The organism is Arsenicibacter rosenii, from assembly GCF_001870735.1.
Taxonomy (GTDB): Bacteria; Bacteroidota; Bacteroidia; order Cytophagales; family Spirosomataceae; genus Arsenicibacter; species Arsenicibacter rosenii.
This window is the reverse complement of sequence record NZ_MORL01000006.1, coordinates 52129-77264: the sequence shown is the minus strand read 5'-3', so window position 1 is coordinate 77264 and position 25136 is coordinate 52129. Positions and strand designations below refer to the sequence as shown.

The window sequence follows — 25136 nt, the reverse complement described above, 5'->3', positions numbered from 1 at the left end:
TTATCTGAACTTGATATTGGCTGCGCGCTGGGCAGGAAACCATGAGGTCAGGATGGTAAACACCGTAACAACAATGCCGGTTACGGCGATATCTCCCCATTCAATTTTTACCGGATAGGCGTCAATGACGGTTTGCTGCGTACCAAATTTTACGAAGCCAAACTGCTCCTGCAAATAGCAGATCAGCAGACCAAGCAGCAGCCCCGTCACGGCACCGGTCATGGCCACGATCACGCCTTCGGCGAGGAAAATGCGCCGTACCAGCTGACGTGTAGCCCCCATCGCAAAGAGTGTTTTAATATTTTCCTGCTTTTCGATTACCAGCATCGACAGCGAGAAGAAGATATTAACCGATGCAATCAGGATGATAAATGCCAGTGTCAGGGTGACAAACAGCTTTTCGATCCGGATAGCCCGGAAAAGGTCTTTATTCAGGTCGTCGCGGGTCTGAACCAGAAAGGTATCCCCCAGCACATCCTGCAGGGTGAGTTTAGCCTCTTCTTCGTCAACCGTGTCTTTAAGCTGAATTTCAACGCGGCTGATCTCATCAGGGCCATACCCTACCAGCTCACGGGTAACCCCGATCGGTGCAATGACGTAGTTATCGTACTGCGCTTCGATGAAAAACACACCTGATACATTCAGGTATTGCTGGTTAAAGGCATTTTCAGACATCAGATTCAGGGTCTTTTGTCCGGGCTTTGCATTGGGATACCACAACTCCAGCGGCGTCAGAATATCCTCGGGTGAAACGCCCAGATCCCGCCGGATGCCGTCGCCTACAATGGCATAGTTAACCCCGTTACGCAGCAGGTAAAAACGGCCTTCGACCAGCACCGAATCCAGCTGACGACGCTTCAGGTATGAATTATCAACGCCTTTCACCCGCACAACCGTTTGCCGGCCGGCATAACGGGCCAGCGCATTGTCCTGAATAACGGGGGTAATCAGCTCCAGTCCCGGTGTCTTGCGCATCGTCGCCCAGAGAGCGGGCGACGCCGTAAACCGCTTGCCGGCTTTCGGCGTAACGGTCAGATCGGCTTCAAAGGTTTTAAAGATAGAACGGTTTAGTTCCTCCATCCCGTTAAAAACCGACAACACAATCACCAGCGCCATCGTACCGACGCCTACGCCCAGCATCGACAGTACCGACAACCAGCTGATAAAACTCCGTTTTTTCCGGGTAAAGAAATAACGTTTGGCAATCCAGAAGGGAAGATTCATGGTTTGTGTGTGATTGCCACCGGAATGGCCGTACAAGAACTTAGAGGCAGCCACTCCGGTGCGACATGCCTACTCATCATCGTCATCATCCGGATCGGCCGGCGGGATGTCGAGGCCGGCAAAGAGTTTTTCCATTTTCTCGGCATACTCGGCCGTATCATCGAGGAAAAACGTCAGATCAGGGACAATCCGCAGCTGGTGACGCACGCGCTCACCCAGATGCTGACGAACGGTTTTGCTTTTTTCACGGATCGTATCCAGCAATCCTTCTTTATCCTTCACGGCCAGGAAGCTCAGATACACCCGTGCCACGCTCAGGTCCGGCGAGACGCGGACACTGGTCACGGTAATAAAAGCCCCGGGGGTAAACATATGCGACAAATCACGCTGAAAGATTTCACTCAGGTCTTTCTGCAATTGCCGTGCTACTTTTTGTTGTCGTTTCGATTCCATTTTCAATTCATTCATCAGGGTCTGTTGTATAACCCGCTGCTCTGACAATAGTTCCGCTGCGGCCGGCAGACGATTCCCTGCCGGTAGTTTGCCTAATGATACTGCAAATATCCGTACCTTTTTTTATTCTGCCGTAAACTAGCGTAAATTCGCATGACAGTCGGGGTAAAATGACAAACCAGTATACGGTCTGCCCCCCCGGCGCTTCACGCATAACTGCTAACTGGCTTTGCTTAGCTTTTTTCGTTCGTACGCTCCTTATCAATACGTTAGCCTGCTGGTGTTATTGTTTGCCATGCGGCTTCCGTTTGTTTTGAAACCGTTGCCGCTACTCATTCCGGAACTGAACTGGATGCTCGTCGGAGAGCAGATGAGTCAGGGGTATTTGCTATATCGCGACATCTGGGACAGTGTCAGCCCGCTCTCGGCGCTGATCTACTGGTTTATTGATACTATTTTCGGGCGCTCGCAGGGGGCTTATCATGTGGCGGCCACGCTCATCGCCATTTTTCAGATCGGCTACTTCAACTATGTCATGAACAGCCGGGATGTATTTCCGGACCGCAGTTTCTGGCCCGGCCTTATCTATGCCCTGTTTCTACACCTCTCGTTCGATTGCCTGACCTTATCACCGGTACTGCTTTCCACCAGTTTTTTGCTCCTGGCTTTTGGCACACTGATCAAACAAATGGACCGGCAAGGGGCCACTGATGAAGTGTTTGAAGTGGGCATTTACATCGGACTGGCCGCACTCTGCTATTTGCCCTCAACGATTTTCGTCTTCTGGGCCGCCCTTTCGCTTTTATTTTTCACGGGAGCTACGTTCAGGCAGCACTCCCTGCTGCTGTTTGGTTTTGCCTTTCCGGTGGCGGCAACGGTCTTTTTCTATTACCTGACCGATAGCCTCGACGATTTTAACCGCAACCTCTTATCGTCTGTGTTTCGTGTCCGGCAGTATGACCTCTCAGATTTTCAGTCGCTGCTGACGTCGTTGTTTCTGCCGTTGACGATGGGAGTTTTAGGTTTTTTCAGCTTGTTTAATACCAACAACCGGTATGTCAATTTCCAGCAACGCTGCCAGCAGATCATGCTGTTATGGTTTTTCGGGGCGGTCCTGACCATCATTCTGATGCCTTATCTGGCGCCGATGATGTTCCTGAGTTTTGTGCCGCCGATGGCTTTTTTTGCGGTACTTTATTTCCAGAACATGCGGAAAGCGTGGCTGGCCGAAATCCTGTTTACGGGTGTTTTCGGGGCCATGATGTTTGTCTTTTATCAGGGTGGCCTTCAACTCCTGCCCGGCATTGATGCAGGACGCCTGACAAGCTTACAAGTTAAACCATCGCCCTTGCCGGGGGGGATTAAAAATCAGAAAATTCTGGTTATCGGCGACGATCTGAGTGCCTACTACGATAATCGCCCCGCAACGCCTTACCTGAACTGGAATCTGGCTCAGTATGACCTTAAAAACCTCGATAATTACGACGCGGTGATTAATGTCTACAACCATTTCCGGCAGGATCCGCCAGCCTACATCATCGACCGCGCCGATGTAGTTGAAAAACTTTTCCAGCGCGCGCCGGCCCTTGGTGCACGCTATAAAAAAACCGGCATGGCCGGCGTTTATCAACGGAAGTAAATCAAGGTTGGTATATGCAGAGCCGCAAGAGCTTGCGGCTCTACAGGCTAACAGCTCATTTTCGCAACACGGCGTTCGTGGCGGCCACCTTCGAATTCCGTCGCCAGAAACAAACGCACACTTTCGATAGCGGTTTCGAGTGACACAAAACGCTCCGGCACACAAATCACATTGGCGTTGTTGTGCTGACGGCTGAGCGGGGCCAGCTCCGGACTCCACACCAGCGCCGCCCGGATACCCTGATGTTTGTTGGCCGTCATCGCTACTCCCTGACCGCTGCCACAGACCAATACCCCCCATTGGGCACTACCTGACTCAACCGCATTCGCCACCGGATGGGCAAAATCGGCATAATCGGCCGAATCGGCTGAATAGGTGCCGAAATCCTCTACCTGATACCCTTGTTCCTGCAACCAGTTTTTAATAGCCTCTTTATAGAGAAAACCGGCGTGGTCTGAGCCAATCGCAATCCGTATATCCATATTGTCGGTATTTCTATTGTTTAGCGAACAAATTTCCGATAAAAATACGTTATTACATTCCCCTCTTTCAGAAAAGTAAAGAACAGGGGACTTAGACAATCGTTCAAAAGCAGAAGGATGACCGGCTTCCGGACAGCTCTTCGCTACACTAAATCCAACAACTATGGAATCTAAAGAAAATGTGTACCGTTCTGAAACACAGACCACAAAAGAAATTTCGCAGCAACTGCCGGAACGTGATGAATTACTGCTTACCCCCGACGAACAGCGCATTAAGGAAGCCTTTCAGGACCGTGACTGGAATGAGATAAAAAGTGCCGATTCCTGGGTAATTTTTAAGGTGATGGCCGAATTCGTGGAAGGATTCGACAAACTGGCGAAAATTGGTCCCTGCGTGTCGATTTTTGGTTCGGCCCGTACCAAGGCTGACAACCCGTACTACAAAATGGCGGAAGAAATCGCGGCTAAGCTCGTACGGCACGGCTATGGCGTTATCACGGGCGGCGGTCCGGGGATCATGGAGGCCGGGAATAAAGGGGCCTTCGAGCAAGGTGGTAAATCAGTTGGCCTCAACATTAAACTGCCGTTCGAACAATCCAGCAACATCTACATTGATCCGGATAAGAGTATCAACTTTGATTTCTTTTTTGTCCGCAAGGTCATGTTCGTTAAATACGCCCAGGGCTTCATCGTGATGCCGGGTGGTATGGGTACGCTCGATGAACTGTTTGAAGCCATTACGCTGATCCAGACCAAGAAAATTGCCCGTTTCCCGATCGTGCTCGTGGGCCGGTCCTACTGGCAGGGGCTCATCGACTGGATTGAAACCGTGATGCTCGGTCAGGAACATAATATCAATCCGGAAGATATGAAGCTGATCAATCTGGTAGATACCCCTACGGAGGCGGTTAAAGTCATCGACGATTTCTACCATAAGTACTTACTGAAACCAAACTTCTAATCACAGAACGGCGCTTTTGACCTTGTCAGAGCGCCGTTTTTGTGATCAGAAGGCCAGATAAGGGGTTAGCCGCTCAATCGTCCGGACATCCAGAACACGGATTGGTTTCAATGACTCCGGCGACGTAAAAGCCCCGTGCTGCTCCCGGTATCTGACAATGATCTCCGCCTGACGGCGCGACAGATACACATGCCGGTCCAGTTCTTCGGCCGATGCCGTGTTGATGTTGATTTTCTTCGGCGCCGACCGGATATGGCCAACGTTTCTGAGTTCTGCCAGTGCCAGCGAATCCAGCCCATAAATATCGCCAAACTGCTCCGTCGACACAAACCCGCCGAGGGCATCTCTGAACTTGATAATCCGGTTGGCCAGCTTGTTACCAATGCCTTTCAGAGCCGCCAGCTGGAGGGTATCGGCAGTATTGATATCGAACGGCTGCACCGGTAGTGGTTTTGTCCGTTCGGGACGGCTGCTGCTCTCAAAGCGCTTACCCGATTCGGCAGAAAAAGGCCGGTTGGCCGCATAGTGTTCCGGCGCGGCAGATCGTTCCGGAAGTGTCATGTATGGTTCAAGCTCCTGATACAGCGCCGGCGGAAAATCGTATATCTTCTGCACGTCTTCTTTCTGCCTGAACTGCCCGCCCCGGCTCCGGTATTTCTCAATCCGCTCCGCCAGCCAGCGCGGTACACCCAGCGCCTGCCATTCTGCCACACTGGCCCGATTGGGGTCAAAGGCATGGAGCGGCATCCGGCGTGCGGGAGGGTCACTGTGCATCTGATTGCCGCTCTCTCCGTCACGATGCAGCCTCGAGGCCGCTGCCTCTTTATCATCGTGTTCCATCAGCGCCACCAGACTATCCAGTTTACGCTGGTCAGCCGCCGTTGTATCCGGCAATGGCTCCGGCTCCCGGAAGCGATACAGAAACGTAATGAGCAGAAATGAAACAGCCAGCAGGATCAGTACCAATGCGCCGCGTGCCTGCCGGTTAGATAGTCCGAAATAATCCCTGAATCCCGACCACATACTTCGTTTTTTATGGTAGGACGCGGGAAAACCGGTTTGGTAATGGGCAAAAGCAAACTCCCCGACGGTTTTAAACCGTCGGGGAGTTGAAAAACCTCCGGGAGGTTCGAAGGTATGAACAGAATATCAGTTCAGAATTCCTGATGTCGGATCGGCATTTTTGCGTTCATCCCGTTCGCGGCGTTTTCGTTCGCGGCGTTCCTGCCGGAGCTGACGGCGTGTTTTAACGGTATCGGCAGCCGGTGCCAGCGGTACGTTAGCCTCTTCCTGGGCTGGCTGAACCGTTTCTTTCGGTTTGGCATTTTCGTCGTTGCCATCCTTGTCACGGTCGCCGTTGAAGAGCCGTTTAAAGAAACCGTCGAGGCCTCCGCCCTCATCCGTCGGATCGGTCATCAGGCTGTCGAGGCCGGCACTGTCGGCCGGCATAATCTGACGGCGTAAGCCTTCACGGAGCCGCACACTATAGAATCCATAGGCTCCGCTATCCGGCTCCGTCAGACCACGGCGAGCCATAATCTTACCGATAATCCGGAAATACCCCCGGACGTTGCGCACCTGTAGCGAGCCATCCGGCTGGAACCAGTTCAGGGCCCGCTTCGGACTTGGAATCACAAAGGCAAGGAAAATACTTTCGCCCAGGTCCAGTTCAGACGGGTGCTTACCGAAATAATACCGGGATGCTTCGCCAATGCCATAAATGTTTTTACCCCACTCGATAAAGTTCAGGTATACTTCATACATGCGCTCCTTCGATACCAGCCCCTGGTTTTCAATCAACCAAACGATCAGAATTTCTTCAACCTTACGCGACAGTGTTTTATTGCGGTTCAGGAAGGCGTTTTTCACCAGCTGCATGGAAATGGTACTGGCCCCGCGCTTGAATTTTTTCGTTTTGAAATTCGTCGCAATCGATACGCGGAAGGCCTTTTCGTTAAAGCCCTTATGGGTGAAGAAGTTAAAGTCTTCAGACGTCAGTACCGCATTTTTCAGATTGTCGGAAATACCCGTTAGCGGCACAAAGTCCGGATTTTCGGGCCCGATGATGATATCACGGACCGGCTTGTCTTTTTCGTAGGGTGTATAGACAAACGAATTATTGATCCGGCGGAAGTCCACCGCACCCATTTGCAGAATCTTAAAGTCAATCGGGGTCAGGCCGGCATCGAACTTTACCGAATCGGGCTGCTCCGCATCAAGGTGTAAGGCCAGATCATACTTCAGTTTACCCGACACCTGCATGCCTTCGAGCGACTCAAACAGGCCCTGCGGAAACGAGTTAAACAACGACTGCGCGTTCAGTTCATCCGTATGCAGCTGAAGGTCATACACTTTCGTCGGATAGATGGTGTACTTCACAAACGGCCGTGCACTGACCTCCCCCAGATAAATAACCGATGAACTGTCGACGCCCACGTAATTTTCCCCGACAAACACATTGGCATCCATGGCAGCGCTCGGCACCAGTACGTCCGTGCGGGCAATGGCCGGATGGTTGACACGCAGGTTGCGTACCGACCCCTTGCCTTCCATATGAAATTCGCCACCCGACCGGTCGACATCTTTCAGCTCCGCCCGCACCGTATCGGCCTGTACTTTCAGGTTAAATTTTTCTTCGAGGTATTTCAGTTCCAGCGGCTTGCCATCGGCATAAAGTGCCAGATCATATTCCCGGCTGCCAGGGTCGGCCGTACCGGTCACGTGCCAGGTCGCTTCATTGCCATTCAGCCGCAACGTCGACGTAACATCTTCATTATCAATTACGGCAGCTTCGGTCAGCAGCGAAATACGTTTTTCGTTATCGGTGAGACGGAAAGCCAGATTCCGGACATTCATGTCGCTCGGAATTTTCGACAACACCTGATCAATCAGGTTTTCGGCCACATCCGACAAATCGGCGCGGCGATCCGTGCTGGTTTCGGTGGAATCCCGTTTGCGGCGGTGCAGAATAAAATCAATGTTGGTCAGTGAATCCCGGCGAATGACCTGCACCATGCCGTTTTCCAGATCGAGGTGCGACAAGGCCACCTTACCTAACAGCAGCGGCCACAAGCTCAGCCCCACCTCTACCTTGTTGATGCGGGCAAGGCTGTCCCGTTCTGCCGGAACCACCGAAATACCCGTAAAGGCAACGGACGATAAACCGGTAAACCGTGCCGATCCGATTTTTACGTCCAGATCATAATCCCGTTTTGCTTTTTTGACAGCTCTTTCTAAAACCACCTGCAACAGACTTTCCCGCTTAGAATAGGCAATACCGACGCCCACACTTCCTAACAAAAACAGCCCCAACAGGGTCCAGCCGACTATGCGCAGTACTTTTCGTTGACGATCCGTCATTCTATGGCTTACAATTGCGATGGTGCAAAGATAGGGAACAAAGAGCGAAAGAGCGGCCGCTTAAGCGGCTAATGAGCGAAAGAGCGAAAGAAGTTCGGACGCTGCGGGAAATAACACGCTCCCCAACTCATCCAGGCTTTCGTTCTTTCACCGCGCGGGGGCCGCTCAATCGCTCTTTCACTCTTTGATTTAAAAGTCCAGGTGGCAGTTTGTCCAGCCATCATCGAAGCGGGTACCGAATTGTTTGTAGAAACCGATGGCAGGCTCATTCCAGTCAAGGACCTGCCACATCATACCGGTACAATTCAGTTCACGTGCTTTTTTGATGGTAGCATCAAGCAGCATTTTACCAATGCCATATCCACGGTGGCTTTCGGTAACGATAATATCTTCCAGATACAGCCGCTTGCCTTTCCAGGTCGAATAGCGGAAATAATATAAGGCGATGCCAACGATTTTATTGGCTTCGGAATCTTCGGCAACCAACAGCTGAAACAACGGCTGAGGGCCAAAACCATCTAATACCATCTGCTCCAGTGAATTTGATACCTGATCGGCAGCGAGCTCATAGACGGCAAGCTCCATAACCAGTTCAAATACCTGAGGCATATCTTCTATGACGCCGGGACGAATTGAAATCATACGCTAAAAGGCTGTTTTTTAGGGTTAGTGACGTTTATTAAAAGCTGCAAAAATAGCTGAATCCTGCGAGCAGACCGAACTAATGCTGGGCAGAAGCGTACAGTTTCCGCCATTTTTCGAGAGCAGCCGTAAAATCAGCCGGTAAATCAGAATCAAACTGCATCCACTCCCGTGTTTTCGGATGAGTGAAGCCCAGCGATTTGGCGTGCAGCGCCTGACGCGGTACCAGCGCAAACGCATTTTCGACAAACGCTTTAAACGAGCCGTTGACGCTGCCGCGCAGAATCCGGTCGCCGCCATACATAGCATCGTTGAACAGCGGATGGCCGATATGCCGCATGTGCGCCCGGATCTGGTGCGTCCGGCCGGTCTCCAGATTACACTGAATTAACGACACAAACTGGAGCGTCTCCAGCACTTTATAATGCGTTACCGACCACTTCCCTTTCGTTTCGTCGTCGTAAATCGTCTGAACCTTCCGGTCTTTGACACTACGGCCGATATAGCCCGTAATGGTTCCCTCAGATGCCTTCGGTACGCCCCATACCAGGGCCTGATACGTTCGTTCAATGGTATGTTCGTAAAATTGCCGGGCCAGATGCGTCATGGCAAACTCGGTTTTGGCAATCACCATAAGCCCCGACGTATCTTTGTCGATCCGGTGCACCAGCCCCGGACGGATTACGCCGTTGCGCGAGGTCGGCAGGTTCTGAAAGTGATATACCAGCGCATTCACCAGGGTACCGTCCCAGTTTCCGTGGGCAGGGTGCACCACCATACCGGCCGGTTTGTTGAGTACCAGCAAGTCATCGTCCTCAAAAACAATGTTGATCGGAATATTCTCCGGTAAAACCTCCGTATCACGCGGCGGATGGGGCAACGAAACCGTGATCACGTCGTCGGGCTTAATCCGGTAACTGGCTTTGGTCAGCTTGCCGTTTACCCTTACCGATTCGGCATCAATAGCCGCCTGAATTTTGGTACGGGTTGCATTGGGCAACCGGTCCATCAGAAACCGGTCGATCCGGACCAGAGACTGGCCTTTATCTACGACAACCCGGTGATGTTCGTATAAGTCGTCTTCTTCCTCTTCTGAGAAATCGTCAATATGCTCTGTCATAAAATTGGTAGAACGGAATACGATTCCGTCTTACACGTGCAGCCGAAGCCACACATTGATTGTTAATTAGCGGTAAAATTACGGTTTTATGGACGAACTCAGGCAGTTGCCCGACCATTTTAGCAACGACACCCCGCTCGAACGGCTCCATGACCCGTTTCCGGAGCCGGTGCCTGTCCGGCTTTATCTCAAGCGCGACGACCTGATTCACCCGCAGGTTTCGGGTAACAAATGGCGCAAGCTCAAATACAACCTGGCCGAAGCGCAACGGCAGGGCCATACGGCGCTGCTTACCTTTGGCGGTGCGTTTTCAAACCATCTGGCCGCAACGGCAGCTGCAGGAAAACTGGCTGGTTTCCGGACCATCGGCATTGTCAGGGGGGATGAACTGCGGCCCGACCAGAACCCGACACTCCGCTTTTGTCAGTCATGCGGCATGCGCCTGCACTTTGTGGGCCGGGAAGCGTACCGGCAAAAAGAAGACGAATCGTTTATTGACGGCCTGAGGGCCGCCTACGGCGATTTTTATCTTATTCCGGAAGGTGGCACAAATGCGCTCGCCATGCGCGGTACGGCCGAAATCATACCGGAAATTACAGCACAACTAGGCTATGCTCCTGAGGCCGTCATGAGTGCGGTTGGTACCGGCGGTACGGTAACCGGCATGGCCCTGGCTGCTCTGCCGCAAACGCGTGTATTGGGCGTTCTGGCGCTCAAATCGACCGGCGCGTTCGCGATGCCCGCGCCCTCTGCGGCCGAACTGCTGTATGAGTATCATTTCGGCGGCTATGCCCGCACCACCCCTGTACTGCTGGACTTCATCCGCGCCGTTGAATCGCGCACGGGCATTTTGTTTGAGCAGGTCTATACCGGCAAAATGCTGTATGCTCTCTACGACCTCGCCCGAAAGGGCTTTTTCCCGCCCGACGCCACGGTCGTCGCCGTCCATACCGGCGGATTGCAGGGGAGGAATTTTTAGTTTTTTGTGGTTCAACCGTCCTTCTGTTGCCGGAAAGTTCTGAACTTTCCGGCAACAGAAGGACAAACCATCATCTGGCCGCCGCGCGGTTGAGGCGGTCGTTGATAGCACGCCCCAGACCATCGTCGGGCAATATTTCAGCATAAATCATCTCTATATTGAGCCCGTCGAGCTCGCGCAGGTAGGCAAACAGATTCTTTGCCGCTTCGGCCATATTACCGGTCGGCGACAGGATACGCTGGTTTTCGGGCAGAATGCCCGGCAGAGGTTGCTTAAACGCCAGTGCACCCACATCACGGAGGCCTTCCAGCGACAGACGCGACCCGTCACTGGCATAATGCGTCGGTAACAAAACCAGCGGTTTGCGCGGGGCATAATGGCTGCTCAGCATACCCGGCGCTTTCGGATTAGAAGAGGAATGACTCCGCACGGTTGCCTTTCCGACTACCTTTTCAATCTGCTCGACAGACATGCCGCCCAGCCGGTAAATCACCGGTTCATTGTCCTCAAATCCGACAATGGTCGACTCCAGACCGATTCCGCAGGCCCCGCCATCGAGGATATAGGGAATCTGGCTGCCCAGCTGATCGGCAACGTGCTGAGCGGTTGTCGGGCTGATGTAGCCGAACGGATTGGCGCTCGGAGCGGCCAGCGGAAAAGCCAGGCTTTCCAGCAAACGCAACGTCAGCGGGTGATTGGGTATACGCACCGCCACCGTTGGTAAACCCGACGTAACCAGATCGGGTATGATTTTTTTCCTGGGTAATAAAATAGTCAGCGGTCCCGGCCAGAAAGCATCTGCCAGACGCAGGGCCGGCTCCGGGATCGTTTCAACGTAGGCGGCGAGTTGCTCCAGCGAAGCAACGTGCATAATCAGGGGATCAAACGCAGGGCGCTTTTTTACCTCAAAGATGGTGAGAACGGCATCTTCATTCAAGGCGTTGCCAGCCAGACCATACACAGTCTCGGTTGGAATCGCTACTACTTCTCCTTTCTCCAAAAGCTCTTTAGCGAGCTCAATATCAGTACCAATTCGGGCCATAGCGCAAAGATACGCACATCAGCCGTCTCCACGTATGATTCCGGCAATACGCCCGCGCAATTCTGCCTGATTGATTTCCTTAATGAGCTGCCCAAACCGCCAGCAAGGCAAGTATGGCCGGTAATGCCTGCACAAAAAAGATGGACTTCTGAGCTGTTAATGCACAGTATATTCCGGCCACTACCACGCATCCAAGAAAAAAGTAAGCCACATTGGCCGACCAGACCGGATCACTAATGAGCAATGACCAGATCAGGCCGGCTGCCAGAAAGCCATTGTACAGGCCCTGATTAGCCGCCAGCACTTTAGTAGGTTCAAAAATGTGTTTGGGTAACGAACGGAACGTTTTCGGGCCACGGGTGGTCCAGGCAAACATTTCAAGCCACAGAATGTAGACATGTTCGACAGCAACCAACCCGACAAGGATTTTAGCAAGGTACAGCATACAGATAAGCGTGTTAAAGGTTGGCTGCAAGTTACATGTTTCCTGCAACCAACCAACTTGCTTCAGGCCCGGATTAATTGCCAGATGGCGCGCGCAGCCCGACGGCCGGTTTCAGCCCCGCCATTCATGTATCCCTGGTAATCGGCGCTACAGTGCTCACCGGCAAAAAACAGCTGACCGGCCGGTTCGGTCTCGGCCCCGCCGATACTGGTCCACTGGCCGGTTTTATAACAGGCATAACTGCCGAGTGTGTATGGATGAGTGGGCCAGTGGAAGCGCTCCACATTCCCGTTATAGCGCAGCAGCGAACCCGGAAAAATCTGATTCAGCAGTGGCAGGTACTGGATCATTTTGGCCTGTTCGGAGCCGTTACCGAGCTGAGCGCCGCGTGAACCACCCAGATAAACCGTATAGCCGCCATTAGCCCCACCCTGCAACTGGCTGTTGTCCCAGCCCGACTGAAGGCCGTTATCGGAGAAAACGTAGCCCGAATAACCCAGATTCCGCCACGGACGGCCCGAAAAGCCCATCATCAACTTAGCGTTGGTACCGTAGCCCAGGTTATTGATTGAATTCTTTTTCACCGACGGCAACGATACATTAATATCCACCTGCCGGAGTTTGGTAAACGGTAAGGTCAGGAGTACAAAATCGGCCCGGACGGCTGGCGCATTGGCAAACCGCAGCTCAATCTTACTGCCCGCCTGGTTAATGGCCTGCAGAACACACCCCGTCTCTATCGAATCCTGATATAGTCTGGTTAATCGATCCGTAATCTGCTGGTTGCCGCCTGCAATCTTATACCGTTCATCACTGTCCCCGAAAATATCAAACTTCCCGCCGCGGGTATCGGTCGAGATCAGAAACAGCAGGTTAATGCACGACTGCTGATCCGGCGAAAGGCCGTATTCCGTTTCATAAGCTATTTCCAGTAATTCCTTGATGAGCCCCGATGCTCCGATCCGCGACAGGTAGGCCGAAACCGACAGCTGGTCAAGCTGCCGGGCGATGCCCGTTGTTGTATAGTCAATGGTATCAGGCAGGCTATTGATATCGGCCTCCATCCGCAGGGCAATGGTCCGGAAGGCCGCGACCACGTCGGCCAGCGAATACATACGGCCATTAAAGTAATAAGCATCCTTAATCAGCGTTAGCTCAGAAGGTGCCTGTGTGTCGAGCAGCGTCAGGCCGAATTCCTGCGCCAGATTCAGCATATCCTGATGGCCGCTGTCAATAAACTCACCGCCAAGCTCGGTTGTCAGGCCGGGTGCCATGATGTTTTTTGCGGTAAACATCCGGCCGCCGGTTCTGGCAGAGGCCTCGTAAATCGTGAAATTGGTAAAGCCTTTTTTCGTAAAGGTATGCGCTGCCATCAAACCGGCGATACCACCTCCGACAATGGCTACAACCGGCGTATTGGTGCCGGTCCGGCCGGCACCTGTTTGCGCAGGGTTTACCGGCTCAAGCGGCGTACGGCAGGCATTTACCGCACTGAGCCCACCGGCCATCAGTGCCACTTGTCCCGAAGAACGCAGAAACGCACGCCGGCTCCTGACCTCTTTCAGCTGATCAATCAGTTCATCGGTCGGGAGGGCATCCGGTTTGTTGGCGGCATGGGCCAGGTTCCAGGCTTGCCGCAGAAAAGCCATTAAGGGGGTTTTAGAGGTAGACATAGGTGTACATTGTTTCTCCGATCAAATCTATATCAATTAGTTAAATTAACACAGTCGTATTATCGTATCTGTTTATTTTATTTTTTCATTATTTTTTATCCTTATTCCCGGCAAAAAATGTGTACACTTTTTCGCCTCTGCGGAGCGTATTTTCAATAGTCTTTTTCATCATTTCTTACGTAACCGTTAAAAAGCGTATAATTTTTGCTTTATAAATAGTATAAGCTATGTTCGCGTCGTTTTTTCGACGTTCATCTGCTTAATGGATACATCCGGCAGGCTGACAATTCGTTTACTCAAACCTTTCGTTAATGAATACATTCCAGATCAAAGAAGCGCCTACCGTTTACGATGTTGCCATCGTTGGGTCGGGTGCCGGTGGCGGTATGGCCGCTTACCAGCTTACCAAAGCGGGCGCTAAAGTCGTGTTGCTGGAAGCAGGGGGTTATTTCGATCCTGCTGACCCTAAGTATATTACCCAGCTGAAGTGGCCCTATGAATCGCCGCGCCGTGGAGCGGGCACCACACGGCCGTTCGGTGATTTCGATGCAGCCTGGGGCGGCTGGGACATCGAGGGCGAGCCATACACAGCAGCCAAAGGCACGGAATTCTTCTGGTTCCGGTCGCGGATGCTGGGTGGCCGGACCAACCACTGGGGCCGGATTTCGCTTCGTTTCGGGCCGGACGATTTCAAACGCCGGAGCCTGACAGGTGTTGGCGAAGACTGGCCGATCAGCTACGAAGACATCAGCCCATACTACGATGCGGTTGACAAACTCGTGGGTATTTTCGGGTCAAAAGAAGGCATCCGCAACGAACCCGACGGCTTTTTCCTGCCTCCTCCGAAGCCGCGTCTGCACGAGCTGATGCTCAAAAAAGCAGCCACCAGCATCGGCATTCCGGTGATTCCGTCGCGTCTGTCGATCCTGACGAAACCGATCAACAAAGACCGTGGCCAGTGTTTCTACTGCGCCCAGTGCGGCCGTGCCTGTCAGGCCTACGCCGACTTCTCGTCGTCGTCGGTATTATGTATCCCTGCGATGAAAACCGGCAACCTGTCGCTGATCAACCATGCCATGGTACGCGAAGTACTGACCGACCCGAATACCGGTCTGGCAACGGGTGTCAGCTACGTGGATACCATCTCGATGCAGGAGAAAACAGTACGCGCTAAAACGGTGATGCTGGCTGCCAGTACGTGCGAAACGGCCCGTCTGCTCCTGAACTCTAAATCATCGCGGTTCCCGAACGGGCTTGCCAACAGCAGCGGTGTGATTGGTAAATACCTGAATGACTCAACCGGTGCCTCACGGTCGGCCTTCATTCCGGCCCTGATGGACCGTAAGCGCTACAACGAAGACGGTGTCGGCGGTATGCACGTCTTCACACCGTGGTGGCTCGACAACAAAAAACTGGATTTCCCGCGCGGCTACCACATCGAGTACGGTGGAGGTATGGGTATGCCGGGTTACGGTTTCGGTGGCGGCATTGAAAACCTCAACGGCCGGATTCCGGGCCGCAATGGTCAGAAAAAGGCGGCCGGCGGCTACGGTGCCGGCCTGAAAGACGATTACCGCCGTTTCTACGGTGCCTATATCGGTATGGCCGGTCGCGGTGAGCCTGTCCCGCTCGAAAGCAACTACTGCGAAATCGACCCGAACAACGTTGATAAATACGGTATCCCGACCCTGCGCTTCAACTACAAGTGGTCTGACTACGAAGTGAAGCAAGCCAAACACATGCAGGATACGTTCGAAGAGATCATTCACGCCCTGGGTGGGATTGCCCTCGGTTCGAAACCAGGCCCGGAAAGCAACCACGGCTATGGTCTCGAAGCCCCTGGTAAGATCATCCACGAGGTTGGTACCGTGCGGATGGGGAACGACCCGAAAACATCGGCGCTCAATAAATACCAGCAGGCCCACGACGTGAAAAACCTGTTTGTGGTTGATGCCGCTGCGTTCCCGTCGCAAGGCGATAAAAACGTTACCTGGACGATCCTCGCGTCGTCATGGCGGACGTCGGAATACCTGTTTGATCAAGTGAAAAAGAAAAACCTGTAAGCAGCATGAAACGCAGAGACACCCTTAAAGCAATATCCCTCGCGGGTTTTGGCCTGGCGGTCGAACCCGTTGAAGCCGCTGTTCCCGCGCCGCCGGAGAAAAAGCCAGTCATTCCGGGTGGCCGGCAACCGTTCGAAGCCGAGCGCGACGCCAAACTGAAGGCAGAAAAGTTTTTCACGCCGCATGAGCTACAGACCGTCACGGTTCTGTGCGATATCATCATTCCGGCCGATGAGCGGTCGGGCAGCGCCTCGCAGGCAGGTGTACCGGCTTTCATTGAGTTCATGATGAAGGATCAGCCCCGTAACCAGACGCCGATGCGCGGTGGTATCCGGTGGCTGGACAACAAATGTGTGGCCATGTTCGGCAAGCCGTTTGTACAGTGCACGAAAGCGCAGCAGATTCAGATCGTTGACAAAATTGCGTATCCGGAGCAGGCCTCCAAAGACATGACGCAGGGCGTTTCGTTCTTCAGCATGATGCGTAACTTTACGGCCGCCGGTTTCTTCACAAGCCAGATAGGCATCAAGGACCTTGGCTACGTGGGCAACACGCCAAACGACTGGCAGGGCGTTCCGGATGATGTCCTGAAGCAGTACGGCCTGAGCTACTAATTGGTCAAAGAGAGAAAGAGTGAGAGAGTGAAAGAGCGGCACCATCCGGTTGCTTACCGCTTTTTCACTCTTTCTCTTTTTAACAGCGTGGCAGCTATTCGTTCACTCCTTAAAACGCCATGTGCCATACTGTTGCCGCACTCTTTCCCTCTTTACCTCTTTCGCTCTTTCACTCTTTAAATCCTATCTTTGCTGTAACTGCTAAATTCTTCTATGAACCAACCCTCGTTTTTTCAGCGTATCCGCCCGCATCTGATCGTGGTGCTGGGCTTTTTGCTATTGACATCCATTTATTTTCTACCGGCCTGGCAGGGAAAAGAACTACAGATGAATGATGTCCGGCAAGGCAGTGCAGCAACCATGGAGCTGCGCAATTTTAAAGCCCGGACCGGAGAATTTCCTTTGTGGACCGATGCCGTTTTCAGCGGTATGCCCGCCTACATGCTCGCATTTGATTATCCGAATACGTTTGTCGGCAACACCGTCAGTGCGGTGCTGAGCGTTCTGCCCAGCTCAGTGGCGCTGATTTTTGTCTGTATGCTGGTTACCTATATTCTGCTTCAGGTGATAGGCATCAACCGCTGGGCGTCTGCTCTGGGCGGGGCCGCCTATGCTATGGGCTCCTATATCTTCATCAGCCTCGACGCGGGCCACGTTTCAAAAGTAATGGCCCTGGCCTATGCGCCTGGTATTCTGGCCGGTATCATTCTTACCATGCGCGGCAAATACATTGTCGGCGGTGCGCTGACGGCCTTGTTTATGTGTCTGGAGATTGGTGCCAACCACGTGCAGATTACGTATTACCTCTTCATGACCATCGGCATCTATGTGCTGCTGGAAGGCATCCATCTGATCCGGAGCGGCAAAGGCAAACAGCTTGGCATCGCACTCGCCGTCTTGCTGGTGGCCGGCGGCATCGGTGCCGGCAGCTTCAGTAAGCGTTTGCTGGTGCTGAACCAATATTCAAAAGAATCGATCCGGGGCGGCACCGAATTAACCGCAAAAACAACCGCACAAGGAAAACCGGGGCAGGCAACGGCCAAGGCAGCCCCTCAGAATGGTCTCGACGAAACCTATGCCTTTTCGTACAGCTACGAACTGCCGGAAATCCTGACGCTCCTGATTCCGAACGTCTACGGCGGTGCGTCGAACGGTGGTCTGGATCAGTCATCGGCATTTTACAATGCCATGGTTAACCGGGGCGTCGATCCGTCGGCGGCCAAACAATTTGCCGAACTGGGTGCACCGGTTTATTGGGGCGATATGCCGATCAACGGCGGGCCGGCCTATGCCGGTGCGGTGCTGGTGTTCCTGTTTATCCTGGGCATGGTCTTTTCCGAAAACCGGATTAAGTGGTACCTGCTGGCCTCAACGGTGTTGATGCTGATCATTGCCTGCGGTAAAAATCTGATGTTTATCAACGGGTTATTCTTCGACCTGCTGCCTTATTTCAACAAGTTCCGGGCCGTGACGATGGCGCTCAACCTGGTGCAGTTGTTCATCGCCGCCGGAGCAGCTCTTGGTATCCAGGCGCTGGTTGATCAGAAGCCAACCTTTGCTCAGCTGCGTAAACCATTAATGATCAGCTTTATCGCAACCGGCGGTCTGGCGCTGATTCTGGCTGTATTGGGCGGCACGTTCTTTAGCTTCCGTAAAGCAACCGATCAGGCGTTTCTGGAGCAGTATTTCGGGCAGGCAGCCGGTGAATTTATCAATGCGCTGGCGCAGGACCGGCTTAGTGTACTACGCAGCGATGCGTTCCGCTCGTTTATCTTTATTGCGCTGGCAGCCGGTGCCCTGTTCCTGTTTGCAACCAACAAACTGAAACCGGTTATCTTTTACCCGGTCATTCTGGCCCTGGTGGTAATTGACCTGTTCGCCGTAGACAAACGCTACCTCAACAATCAGGACTTTATTTCAAAATCAGAAGTTAACGTTCAGTTTGAGCCGACTCCGGCCGATCAGCAGATTTTGCAGGACAAATCGCTGAACTACCGTGTCTGGGAGCAGGCCGGTGACTTCATGAACAGCAACCGGGTGTCGTACTTCCACAAATCAATTGGTGGGTATCACGCGGCCAAACTGCACCGGTACCAGGATCTGATTGAGTATGTATTCCCGAAAAATACGCTGGCCGTCCTGAACATGCTGAACGCCAAATACATCATTCAGCAAAGCATGGATTCGACGGGTCAGGGCGGTGCACCGGTTGCGCAGCTGAACCCCGAAGCGCTGGGCAATGCCTGGTTTGTTAAGTCGGTACAGCAGGTTGCCAACGCCGACGACGAAATCGCGGCCATTCAGTTGTTTAATCCACGCACAACGGCCGTTGTCGACAAGCGTTTTGCCAGTCAGCTGACGGGCTTACCGGCCTCGCTCGACACAACCGGTACGATTCAGCTAACGAAGTATATTCCGGATAACCTGACCTACGAAAGCAATGCGCCGGGCGAACGCTTTGCGGTATTTTCTGAAATCTACTACCGTGGCGACAGTGACTGGAAGGTAACCATCGATGGCAAGGAAGTGCCGCACGTCCGGGCCGATTACACACTGCGGGCCATGCGGATTCCGGCTGGCAAACACACGATCAACTTCCATTTCGATCCGCCGGTTGTGCGCCTTGGCGACACCCTGGATCTGGTGATCAACGCTGTATTAATCCTGTTCCTCGGCTTTGCCGCATTCGTCGGCCTGAAAAAACCTTAACCGGGACCTGTACGGGCGACCCCGCATGGTCGCCCTATCACCGCATGGTCGCCCTATCACCACGTGGTCGCCCTATCACCGCATGGTCGCCCTAAATGCATTTTGTTAATTCCAATCTGGGCGACCGTAACCGTAATCTGGGCGACCACGTGGGGTCGCCCCTACGGGTTAATCGCCTGAAGATTTGACCGGGCTTCGGCGTAATCCGGTTTAAGGGCAATGGCTTTGCGGATGTCGGCAATGGCCCCTACCCGGTCACCGGTATTGAAACGACAGACACCCCGGTTGTGCCAGGCCGTCGCATCAGCTGGTTTCGCCTGAAGCACGGTGTTGTACTCGGCAATCGACTCCGGATACCGTTTGGCCAGCAGTAGCGCATAAGCACGGTTCGGTCGGATCAGGGTATCATTGGCCGGATCAAGCTGCATGGCTTTGTCGAAGTTCAGCACCGCCTCTTCCGGACGCGCACGCATGATGGTGATCCCACGGTTGTAGAACAAATCGCTCCGGCTCCCGTTCATGCTGATGGCCTTGTCGAACATCGGAATGGCCTTGTCCAGCTCCCCTTTCAGACCATAGGCATTACCCAATCCCTCATAGACATGAAAGCGCTCTGTGCCATCGGCTAAAGCCGCCGAAAAGTGTTCAATTGCCTTGTCGATTTCATTTCGTTTGCCGTAGTAATCCCCCAGCCCTTCATGAATCTGGTCACAGGCCGGATACTCCGTTAAGGCATGGGTCCAAAGCGTTTCAGTATTCTGCCAGACGGCTACCTGCCGCGTTGTCAGATAGAAACACGCCACGGCAAACGCGCCGGCGATTAACCGGAACGGCGTCTGTCCTGACGGATTCGCCAGCAATGCATTCGCCAGAAACGCGATGCCACCGAACAGCAAACCAAAATAGGGAAGGTAGCTATACCGGTCAGCCATCATCGCCGTACCGACGGTCATGAATTGCAGAACGAGTATAATCGTTACCAGAAAAAAACCAAGGCTGAACACCAGCAGACGTTTTTGGGTAAGCAGCCCCCAAACGAGCAGCCCGAGCGCCGCCGCAAATACCACAGGACCGATCCAGTAAACGCCCTCAACCGGCACCAGCGCCACACGGTCGGGGTACGGATAGAAGGCCGATAAACCTACCGGTAACACCAGCCTGACCAGGTACATGACAAAACCATAGCTGCCGTATACCAGCCAGCGCCACGAAAACGGCAGGGCGCTGACGGCGCTTTTCTGTTCCAGAATCTGTAGCATGCCATAAAAATCACCACCTTTCTGCACATCAACAGCGATCCAGCCGAAAAGCAATGACAACCCGAAAAACGGGATCTTTTCAGCGAGGGCTGCCGGAGAAAAGGCTTTGCGCGAATGGCTGCCCTCCTGCCAGTAGTCAATCAGGATCAGCACCAGCGGCAACACCACAGCCATCGCTTTCGACAAACAGGCCAGGGTAAACAGGCCAAGGGTTACCCAAAGCCACGTCCGGACGTTTTCGCGCCGGTAGCGCAGGTAGGTCAGGCAGGCCAGCAGGAAAAACAGCGTATACAATACATCTTTCCGCTCCGAAACCCAGATAACCGACTCAACATGCATCGGGTGTATGCCCCAGATCAGGGCCGTAAAAAAGGCAACCCAGGGCGTTTCAGCTAGTTTGGGCAGCGGTCCGGTCTGGAGCAGCCGCTGCCCAAACCGGTAAATCAGCAGCGTATTGGCAATGTGAATCAGTACATTGGTAATAATAAACGAGGTGGCCGCCGACCCGAACAGCTTGTAGTTCAGGGCCAGACTGATTACCGTAAGCGGATGATAATTCAGGGCAACAACGGTTTTCCATAGACTCCCCCAGCCATACACGCCCGGGTACAGGAACAGCGGATTTTCGACCACATATTCCATATCGTCCCAATCGACAAAGTCATTTTTGAAACCAAAAGAAAATGCCGCCAGGACAGCGACGGCCAGTACACCCATCAACACATAGCCGAAACCAGCGGTTTTTTCGGGCAATGTGACAGGTAAAGGTGTTTTAACAGAGGCGGGTTGTGCTCGTTTTTCGGGTTGAACAGATGTTTTCGACGGCTTACGCTGGGCCATGTTACGAAATGGTAAAGTTAGGCGAGCTAATTTACAATTTCCTTACCGAAATCAGCACCCAACCAACTAAAACATATACCGGATATCGGAACTGCGCGTCGGATAAGCCATAATGGTCTTTTCGAGCTGGCTGGCCGGAATATCGAACTTCATGGCCATGGCAAACAGATTAATTACCTCATCGCTGTGATCGCCGAACAGGTGTGCCCCCAGCAGCAGGCCGGTTTCCTTGTCGACAATGGTTTTATAGCCGGATATACCTTCGTTGATCCGCTTTGAGCTATACCAATCGCTGGTTTCGGCGCATGTAACGGTAAGATCCTTGCCGGTTTCGCGGGCCTTCTCCTCCGTCATGCCCACCGATGCCAGCGGTGGTATTGTAAACACCACCGACGGCACCGGTGCGTTATTGAAGGTCTCCACGTTATTTTCCAGAATGTTTTTGGCCACCAAGCGCCCCTCATAACCGGCCAGTGGCGTCAGTGGCAGGCCTTTTTCGGCTACATCACCGCAGGCATACACCGCCGGATTACCGAGGCATTGCAGGTAGTCGTTTACCTTAACGCCTTTCTTGCTATGTTCGATACCCGCCCGCTCCGGATCCAGTTCCTCAACAGCGGGCGCGCGCCCTGCGGCGTGTACCACAAGTCCGGCCTGTACTGATCCGGTCTGCCCGCCTTTCCGGTAGTCTACCTGAAAGCCCTCATCCGATGGGGTCACCTGAGCGACTGCGGCCTCCAGAATCACCCGTATACCGGCGGCTTCGGTAGCCTTTACCAACATGGCCACCAGATCGGCGTCGAAGCCTTCGAGCGGGCGCCTGCCACGATGCAGAATCGTTACACGGGCCCCGGCACGGGCTGCCATGTGGGCAAATTCAAAGGCGATATAACCGCCCCCGACCATGACCATTGACCCGGGCAGCGACTCCAGGGCCAGAAAACCGGTGCTGTCGATCAGCAATTCCTCGCCCGGAATACCCAGCTTAGCCGGTTTTGCACCGGTGGCCAGCACGATATGATCAGCGGTCAGTTTTTCCTCGCCGATCTGAATCGTCTGTTTATCCAAAAAGGTTGCTGTACCATGAAACATGGCAATGCCGGCATCAGCAAATTTTTGCTCCGTATTGGCCGGAATCTGGCCGGTAAATGTTTTTTTGAACGCCATCAGCTCCTGCCAGTTGATTTCCGGCCGGCCGGTGATGCCTTTACCGGCCATATGCTGCGCACGGGCGATAATCTCTGCGGCGCCAACCAGCACTTTTTTGGGATCACAACCTCGCTGCGAACACGTACCGCCAAACGGCATATCGTCGATAATGGCGACCTTTTTACCGGCTTCGGATAAGGTAGTGGCAACTGTTGATCCGGCGGAACCGGTACCAATCACGATGGCGTCAAAATGTTTCATAATACGGAGTAAGCTACCATTTCTTAAAGATAAAAAATACAGCGATGACGAGGAAGACAAATCCGATAAGGTGGTTCCAGGCCAGCTTGTCGGATTTAAACAGGTAGACGGTCATCAGGGTAAACACCGTCAGGGAAACTACCTCCTGAATAATTTTGAGCTGGAACAGGGAAAACGGCCCGCCCGTCTCATCTGAGCCAATCCGGTTGGCCGGCACCTGAAACACGTATTCAAAAAAGGCCAGTCCCCAGCTCAGGGCAATCACCCCGAAAAGCGATAATTTGGCCAGTTGCGGCCATTGTTTTACCTGTAGATGGCCATACCAGGCCAGTGTCATGAATGTGTTTGAAATAACCAGCAGTAATACGCAGTAAAAGCCTTTCATACGTGTTGATTAGAAAAGTAGTCATAAAAAAGCCTGTACCTCAACTCTCCGGCCATCGGGTTAGTTAAGGTACAGGCTAAATTACGTGTTATTATCTAGGCTACGGCGTTATACAACTCTTCCCGCTGCGCTTTCACACGGCTATCGGAGATGTAATCGTCGTACGTCATCAGTTTATCGATCGTACCGGCCGGCGTAATTTCAATGATCCGGTTGGCAATTGTCTGTACGAACTGGTGGTCATGCGACGTAAAGAGCACCGGTCCTTTAAAGTCGATCAGACCGCGGTTTTCGGCCTCAATCGATTCGAGGTCAAGGTGGTTAATCGGATCGTCCAGTACCAGTACGTTGGCGCCCGACAACATCATCCGTGACAGCATACACCGCACTTTTTCTCCTCCCGACAGTACGGTTGCCTTCTTCAGCGACTCTTCGCCCGAGAACAGCATCCGACCGAGGAAACCACGGATAAAACTTTCGTCTTTTTCGACCGAGAACTGCCGCAGCCAGTCAACCAGGTTCAGGTCAGACTGGAAGAATTTGTCGCGGCCGTTATCGTTCGGGAAATAAGCCATTGTAATGGTCACACCCCAGCGGAACGTACCTGAATCAGCCTTACGCTCGCCAGACAGAATGTCGAACAGCGCTGTAACAGCCAGGCCATCGCGGCTGTAGAAAAATACCTTATCGTTGCGGTTAATCGTGAACGACAGGTTTTCGAACAGTTTTGTACCGTCTTCGGCGGTATAAGTCAGGTTTTCAACGGTCAGAATCTGATCACCGACTTCGCGCTCAGGCTTGAAGTTGATGTACGGGTACTTCCGTGACGACGGCTGAATATCATCAATTGTCAGTTTCTCCAGCAATTTTGCCCGGCTGGTAGCCTGCTTCGACTTCGAGGCGTTGGCCGAAAAACGGCGGATAAACTCTTCGAGTTCTTTCCGTTTGTCTTCTACCTTCTTGTTCTGATCCTGGCGTTGTTTCAGGGCAAGCTGACTCGATTCGTACCAGAACGTGTAGTTACCCGAATACATCTTCACCTTGCTGAAGTCGATGTCGACGATGTGCGTACACACCTGATCCAGGAAGTGGCGGTCGTGGGATACGACAATGACCGTATTCTGGAAGTTGGCCAGGAAGTTTTCCAGCCAGATCGACGATTCAACGTCAAGGTTGTTGGTCGGTTCGTCAAGCAGCAGGATATCGGGGTTACCAAACAAAGCCTGCGCCAGCAAAACCCGTACTTTTTCAGACCCGTTGAGGTCCGCCATTTGTGTGTAATGCAGGTCTTCGCGGATACCCAGACCCGACAACAGCGTTGCCGCATCCGATTCGGCATCCCAGCCGTTCATTTCCGCAAACTCGGCCTCCAGCTCAGCGGCGCGCTCCCCGTCGGCATCTGTAAAATCAGTTTTTGCATACAGCACATCCTTCTCCTGCATGATATCATACAGCCGCTGGTTACCCATGATGACCGTCTGCAATACCGGGAATTCATCAAAGGCAAACTGATTCTGTTTCAGTACCGACATCCGTTCGCCGGCGCCGATTGACACTGAACCGGTTTGTGCTTCTATTTCACCGGATAAAATTTTCAGGAACGTTGACTTACCGGCACCGTTGGCCCCAATCACGCCATAACAGTTACCGGGAGTGAATTTAATGTTGACATCGTCAAACAGCACCCGCTTTCCGTAGCGGAGCGAGACGTTGGATACAGTTACCATTCAGTAATACCGGCAATCCGGTTGTATTTCGTTGATAAATAATGCACAAAGGTACGGAAATTTATGCAGATTCGGGAAGCCGGGCGTTATGTTCCGGATACTGTTGTTC

At 53.0% G+C, this 25136-nt stretch carries 20 protein-coding genes; 6 read left to right on the top strand and 14 right to left on the bottom strand.

Annotated elements, in window-relative coordinates; all coding sequences use genetic code 11:
- Positions 1 to 1224, bottom strand: coding sequence for an ABC transporter permease (locus BLX24_RS13290; RefSeq protein WP_071503647.1), 1224 nt, complete (start codon positions 1222 to 1224; stop codon positions 1 to 3).
- Between the two features lie 69 nt (positions 1225 to 1293).
- Positions 1294 to 1677 (bottom strand): 30S ribosome-binding factor RbfA, encoded by a 384-nt coding sequence (gene rbfA, locus BLX24_RS13285; protein ID WP_071503863.1) that lies wholly within the window; start codon positions 1675 to 1677, stop codon positions 1294 to 1296.
- A gap of 229 nt (positions 1678 to 1906) precedes the next feature.
- Between rbfA and BLX24_RS13280 the strand changes: the two genes are divergently transcribed.
- Positions 1907 to 3316, top strand: a complete 1410-nt coding sequence (locus BLX24_RS13280; RefSeq protein WP_071503646.1) for a hypothetical protein — start codon at positions 1907 to 1909, stop codon at positions 3314 to 3316.
- Positions 3317 to 3363: 47 nt separating this feature from the next.
- Here the strand turns inward: BLX24_RS13280 and rpiB are convergent, their stop codons facing one another.
- Positions 3364 to 3798 (bottom strand): ribose 5-phosphate isomerase B, encoded by a 435-nt coding sequence (gene rpiB / locus BLX24_RS13275; protein ID WP_071503645.1) that lies wholly within the window; start codon positions 3796 to 3798, stop codon positions 3364 to 3366.
- Between the two features lie 163 nt (positions 3799 to 3961).
- Between rpiB and BLX24_RS13270 the strand changes: the two genes are divergently transcribed.
- Complete coding sequence (locus BLX24_RS13270) at positions 3962 to 4759, top strand: LOG family protein (RefSeq protein ID WP_071503644.1); 798 nt, start codon at positions 3962 to 3964, stop codon at positions 4757 to 4759.
- Positions 4760 to 4804: 45 nt separating this feature from the next.
- Here BLX24_RS13270 and BLX24_RS13265 read toward each other — a convergent pair whose 3' ends face one another.
- The 4 genes from BLX24_RS13265 to BLX24_RS13250 form a co-directional block, all read right to left on the bottom strand.
- Entirely contained in the window at positions 4805 to 5782 is a 978-nt protein-coding gene (locus BLX24_RS13265) for a ComEA family DNA-binding protein (protein WP_071503643.1), read from the bottom strand.
- 126 nt (positions 5783 to 5908) lie between these two features.
- Positions 5909 to 8119, bottom strand: a complete 2211-nt coding sequence (locus BLX24_RS13260; RefSeq protein ID WP_071503642.1) for a biosynthetic peptidoglycan transglycosylase — start codon at positions 8117 to 8119, stop codon at positions 5909 to 5911.
- Between the two features lie 189 nt (positions 8120 to 8308).
- Positions 8309 to 8761, bottom strand: coding sequence for a GNAT family N-acetyltransferase (locus BLX24_RS13255; RefSeq protein WP_071503641.1), 453 nt, complete (start codon positions 8759 to 8761; stop codon positions 8309 to 8311).
- A 79-nt stretch (positions 8762 to 8840) separates the two neighbouring features.
- On the bottom strand, positions 8841 to 9881 hold the full coding sequence (locus BLX24_RS13250; protein WP_071503640.1) for an RluA family pseudouridine synthase: 1041 nt from the start codon (positions 9879 to 9881) through the stop codon (positions 8841 to 8843).
- 88 nt (positions 9882 to 9969) lie between these two features.
- On the opposite strand from BLX24_RS13250, the gene BLX24_RS13245 reads away from it, so the two are divergent.
- A complete protein-coding gene (locus tag BLX24_RS13245; protein ID WP_071503639.1) occupies positions 9970 to 10860 on the top strand; it encodes a 1-aminocyclopropane-1-carboxylate deaminase/D-cysteine desulfhydrase in 891 nt (296 codons plus the stop codon).
- A gap of 70 nt (positions 10861 to 10930) precedes the next feature.
- Here BLX24_RS13245 and BLX24_RS13240 read toward each other — a convergent pair whose 3' ends face one another.
- The 3 genes from BLX24_RS13240 to BLX24_RS13230 form a co-directional block, all read right to left on the bottom strand.
- On the bottom strand, positions 10931 to 11902 hold the full coding sequence (locus tag BLX24_RS13240; RefSeq protein ID WP_071503638.1) for an L-threonylcarbamoyladenylate synthase: 972 nt from the start codon (positions 11900 to 11902) through the stop codon (positions 10931 to 10933).
- 79 nt (positions 11903 to 11981) lie between these two features.
- Entirely contained in the window at positions 11982 to 12347 is a 366-nt protein-coding gene (locus tag BLX24_RS13235) for a DUF1304 domain-containing protein (protein WP_071503637.1), read from the bottom strand.
- Positions 12348 to 12409: 62 nt separating this feature from the next.
- Positions 12410 to 14020 carry a flavin monoamine oxidase family protein gene (locus BLX24_RS13230; RefSeq protein ID WP_071503636.1) on the bottom strand — a complete coding sequence of 537 codons (1611 nt, stop codon included), beginning with the start codon at positions 14018 to 14020 and terminating at the stop codon, positions 12410 to 12412.
- Positions 14021 to 14331: 311 nt separating this feature from the next.
- Here BLX24_RS13230 and BLX24_RS13225 point away from each other — a divergent pair, with 311 nt between their 5' ends.
- The 3 genes from BLX24_RS13225 to BLX24_RS13215 all read left to right on the top strand — a co-directional run bounded on the left by BLX24_RS13225 (position 14332) and on the right by BLX24_RS13215 (position 19406).
- Positions 14332 to 16083 carry a GMC oxidoreductase gene (locus tag BLX24_RS13225; RefSeq protein ID WP_071503635.1) on the top strand — a complete coding sequence of 584 codons (1752 nt, stop codon included), beginning with the start codon at positions 14332 to 14334 and terminating at the stop codon, positions 16081 to 16083.
- A 5-nt stretch (positions 16084 to 16088) separates the two neighbouring features.
- A complete protein-coding gene (locus tag BLX24_RS13220; RefSeq protein WP_071503634.1) occupies positions 16089 to 16697 on the top strand; it encodes a gluconate 2-dehydrogenase subunit 3 family protein in 609 nt (202 codons plus the stop codon).
- A gap of 213 nt (positions 16698 to 16910) precedes the next feature.
- Positions 16911 to 19406 carry a glycosyltransferase family protein gene (locus BLX24_RS13215; RefSeq protein WP_071503633.1) on the top strand — a complete coding sequence of 832 codons (2496 nt, stop codon included), beginning with the start codon at positions 16911 to 16913 and terminating at the stop codon, positions 19404 to 19406.
- A gap of 161 nt (positions 19407 to 19567) precedes the next feature.
- On the opposite strand, the gene BLX24_RS13210 is transcribed toward BLX24_RS13215, so the two are convergent.
- The 4 genes from BLX24_RS13210 to BLX24_RS13195 form a co-directional block, all read right to left on the bottom strand.
- Positions 19568 to 21505: a tetratricopeptide repeat protein gene (locus BLX24_RS13210; protein ID WP_083421958.1), complete on the bottom strand. Its 1938-nt coding sequence runs from the start codon at positions 21503 to 21505 to the stop codon at positions 19568 to 19570.
- Between the two features lie 66 nt (positions 21506 to 21571).
- Positions 21572 to 22915 (bottom strand): dihydrolipoyl dehydrogenase family protein, encoded by a 1344-nt coding sequence (locus tag BLX24_RS13205; protein ID WP_071503631.1) that lies wholly within the window; start codon positions 22913 to 22915, stop codon positions 21572 to 21574.
- Positions 22916 to 22928: 13 nt separating this feature from the next.
- A complete protein-coding gene (locus tag BLX24_RS13200) occupies positions 22929 to 23300 on the bottom strand; it encodes a DMT family protein (protein WP_071503630.1) in 372 nt (123 codons plus the stop codon).
- A 95-nt stretch (positions 23301 to 23395) separates the two neighbouring features.
- Complete coding sequence (locus BLX24_RS13195) at positions 23396 to 25027, bottom strand: ABC-F family ATP-binding cassette domain-containing protein (RefSeq protein WP_071503629.1); 1632 nt, start codon at positions 25025 to 25027, stop codon at positions 23396 to 23398.
- Between the last annotated feature and the right edge of the window lie 109 nt (positions 25028 to 25136).

Excerpts from the sequence above, each read along its gene's own strand:
- BLX24_RS13255 (WP_071503641.1), bottom strand. The coding sequence starts at position 8,761 with ATGATTTCAATTCGTCCCGGCGTCATAGAAGATATGCCTCAGGTATTT.
- BLX24_RS13210 (WP_083421958.1), bottom strand. The coding sequence starts at position 21,505 with ATGGCCCAGCGTAAGCCGTCGAAAACATCTGTTCAACCCGAAAAACGA.
- BLX24_RS13200 (WP_071503630.1), bottom strand. The coding sequence starts at position 23,300 with ATGAAAGGCTTTTACTGCGTATTACTGCTGGTTATTTCAAACACATTC.
- BLX24_RS13220 (WP_071503634.1), top strand. The coding sequence starts at position 16,089 with ATGAAACGCAGAGACACCCTTAAAGCAATATCCCTCGCGGGTTTTGGC.
- BLX24_RS13240 (WP_071503638.1), bottom strand. The coding sequence starts at position 11,902 with ATGGCCCGAATTGGTACTGATATTGAGCTCGCTAAAGAGCTTTTGGAG.
- rpiB (WP_071503645.1), bottom strand. The coding sequence starts at position 3,798 with ATGGATATACGGATTGCGATTGGCTCAGACCACGCCGGTTTTCTCTAT.
- BLX24_RS13245 (WP_071503639.1), top strand. The coding sequence starts at position 9,970 with ATGGACGAACTCAGGCAGTTGCCCGACCATTTTAGCAACGACACCCCG.
- BLX24_RS13260 (WP_071503642.1), bottom strand. The coding sequence starts at position 8,119 with ATGACGGATCGTCAACGAAAAGTACTGCGCATAGTCGGCTGGACCCTG.
- BLX24_RS13290 (WP_071503647.1), bottom strand. The coding sequence starts at position 1,224 with ATGAATCTTCCCTTCTGGATTGCCAAACGTTATTTCTTTACCCGGAAA.
- rbfA (WP_071503863.1), bottom strand. The coding sequence starts at position 1,677 with ATGGAATCGAAACGACAACAAAAAGTAGCACGGCAATTGCAGAAAGAC.
- BLX24_RS13270 (WP_071503644.1), top strand. The coding sequence starts at position 3,962 with ATGGAATCTAAAGAAAATGTGTACCGTTCTGAAACACAGACCACAAAA.
- BLX24_RS13250 (WP_071503640.1), bottom strand. The coding sequence starts at position 9,881 with ATGACAGAGCATATTGACGATTTCTCAGAAGAGGAAGAAGACGACTTA.
- BLX24_RS13235 (WP_071503637.1), bottom strand. The coding sequence starts at position 12,347 with ATGCTGTACCTTGCTAAAATCCTTGTCGGGTTGGTTGCTGTCGAACAT.
- BLX24_RS13230 (WP_071503636.1), bottom strand. The coding sequence starts at position 14,020 with ATGTCTACCTCTAAAACCCCCTTAATGGCTTTTCTGCGGCAAGCCTGG.
- BLX24_RS13195 (WP_071503629.1), bottom strand. The coding sequence starts at position 25,027 with ATGGTAACTGTATCCAACGTCTCGCTCCGCTACGGAAAGCGGGTGCTG.
- BLX24_RS13265 (WP_071503643.1), bottom strand. The coding sequence starts at position 5,782 with ATGTGGTCGGGATTCAGGGATTATTTCGGACTATCTAACCGGCAGGCA.
- BLX24_RS13225 (WP_071503635.1), top strand. The coding sequence starts at position 14,332 with ATGAATACATTCCAGATCAAAGAAGCGCCTACCGTTTACGATGTTGCC.
- BLX24_RS13205 (WP_071503631.1), bottom strand. The coding sequence starts at position 22,915 with ATGAAACATTTTGACGCCATCGTGATTGGTACCGGTTCCGCCGGATCA.
- BLX24_RS13215 (WP_071503633.1), top strand. The coding sequence starts at position 16,911 with ATGAACCAACCCTCGTTTTTTCAGCGTATCCGCCCGCATCTGATCGTG.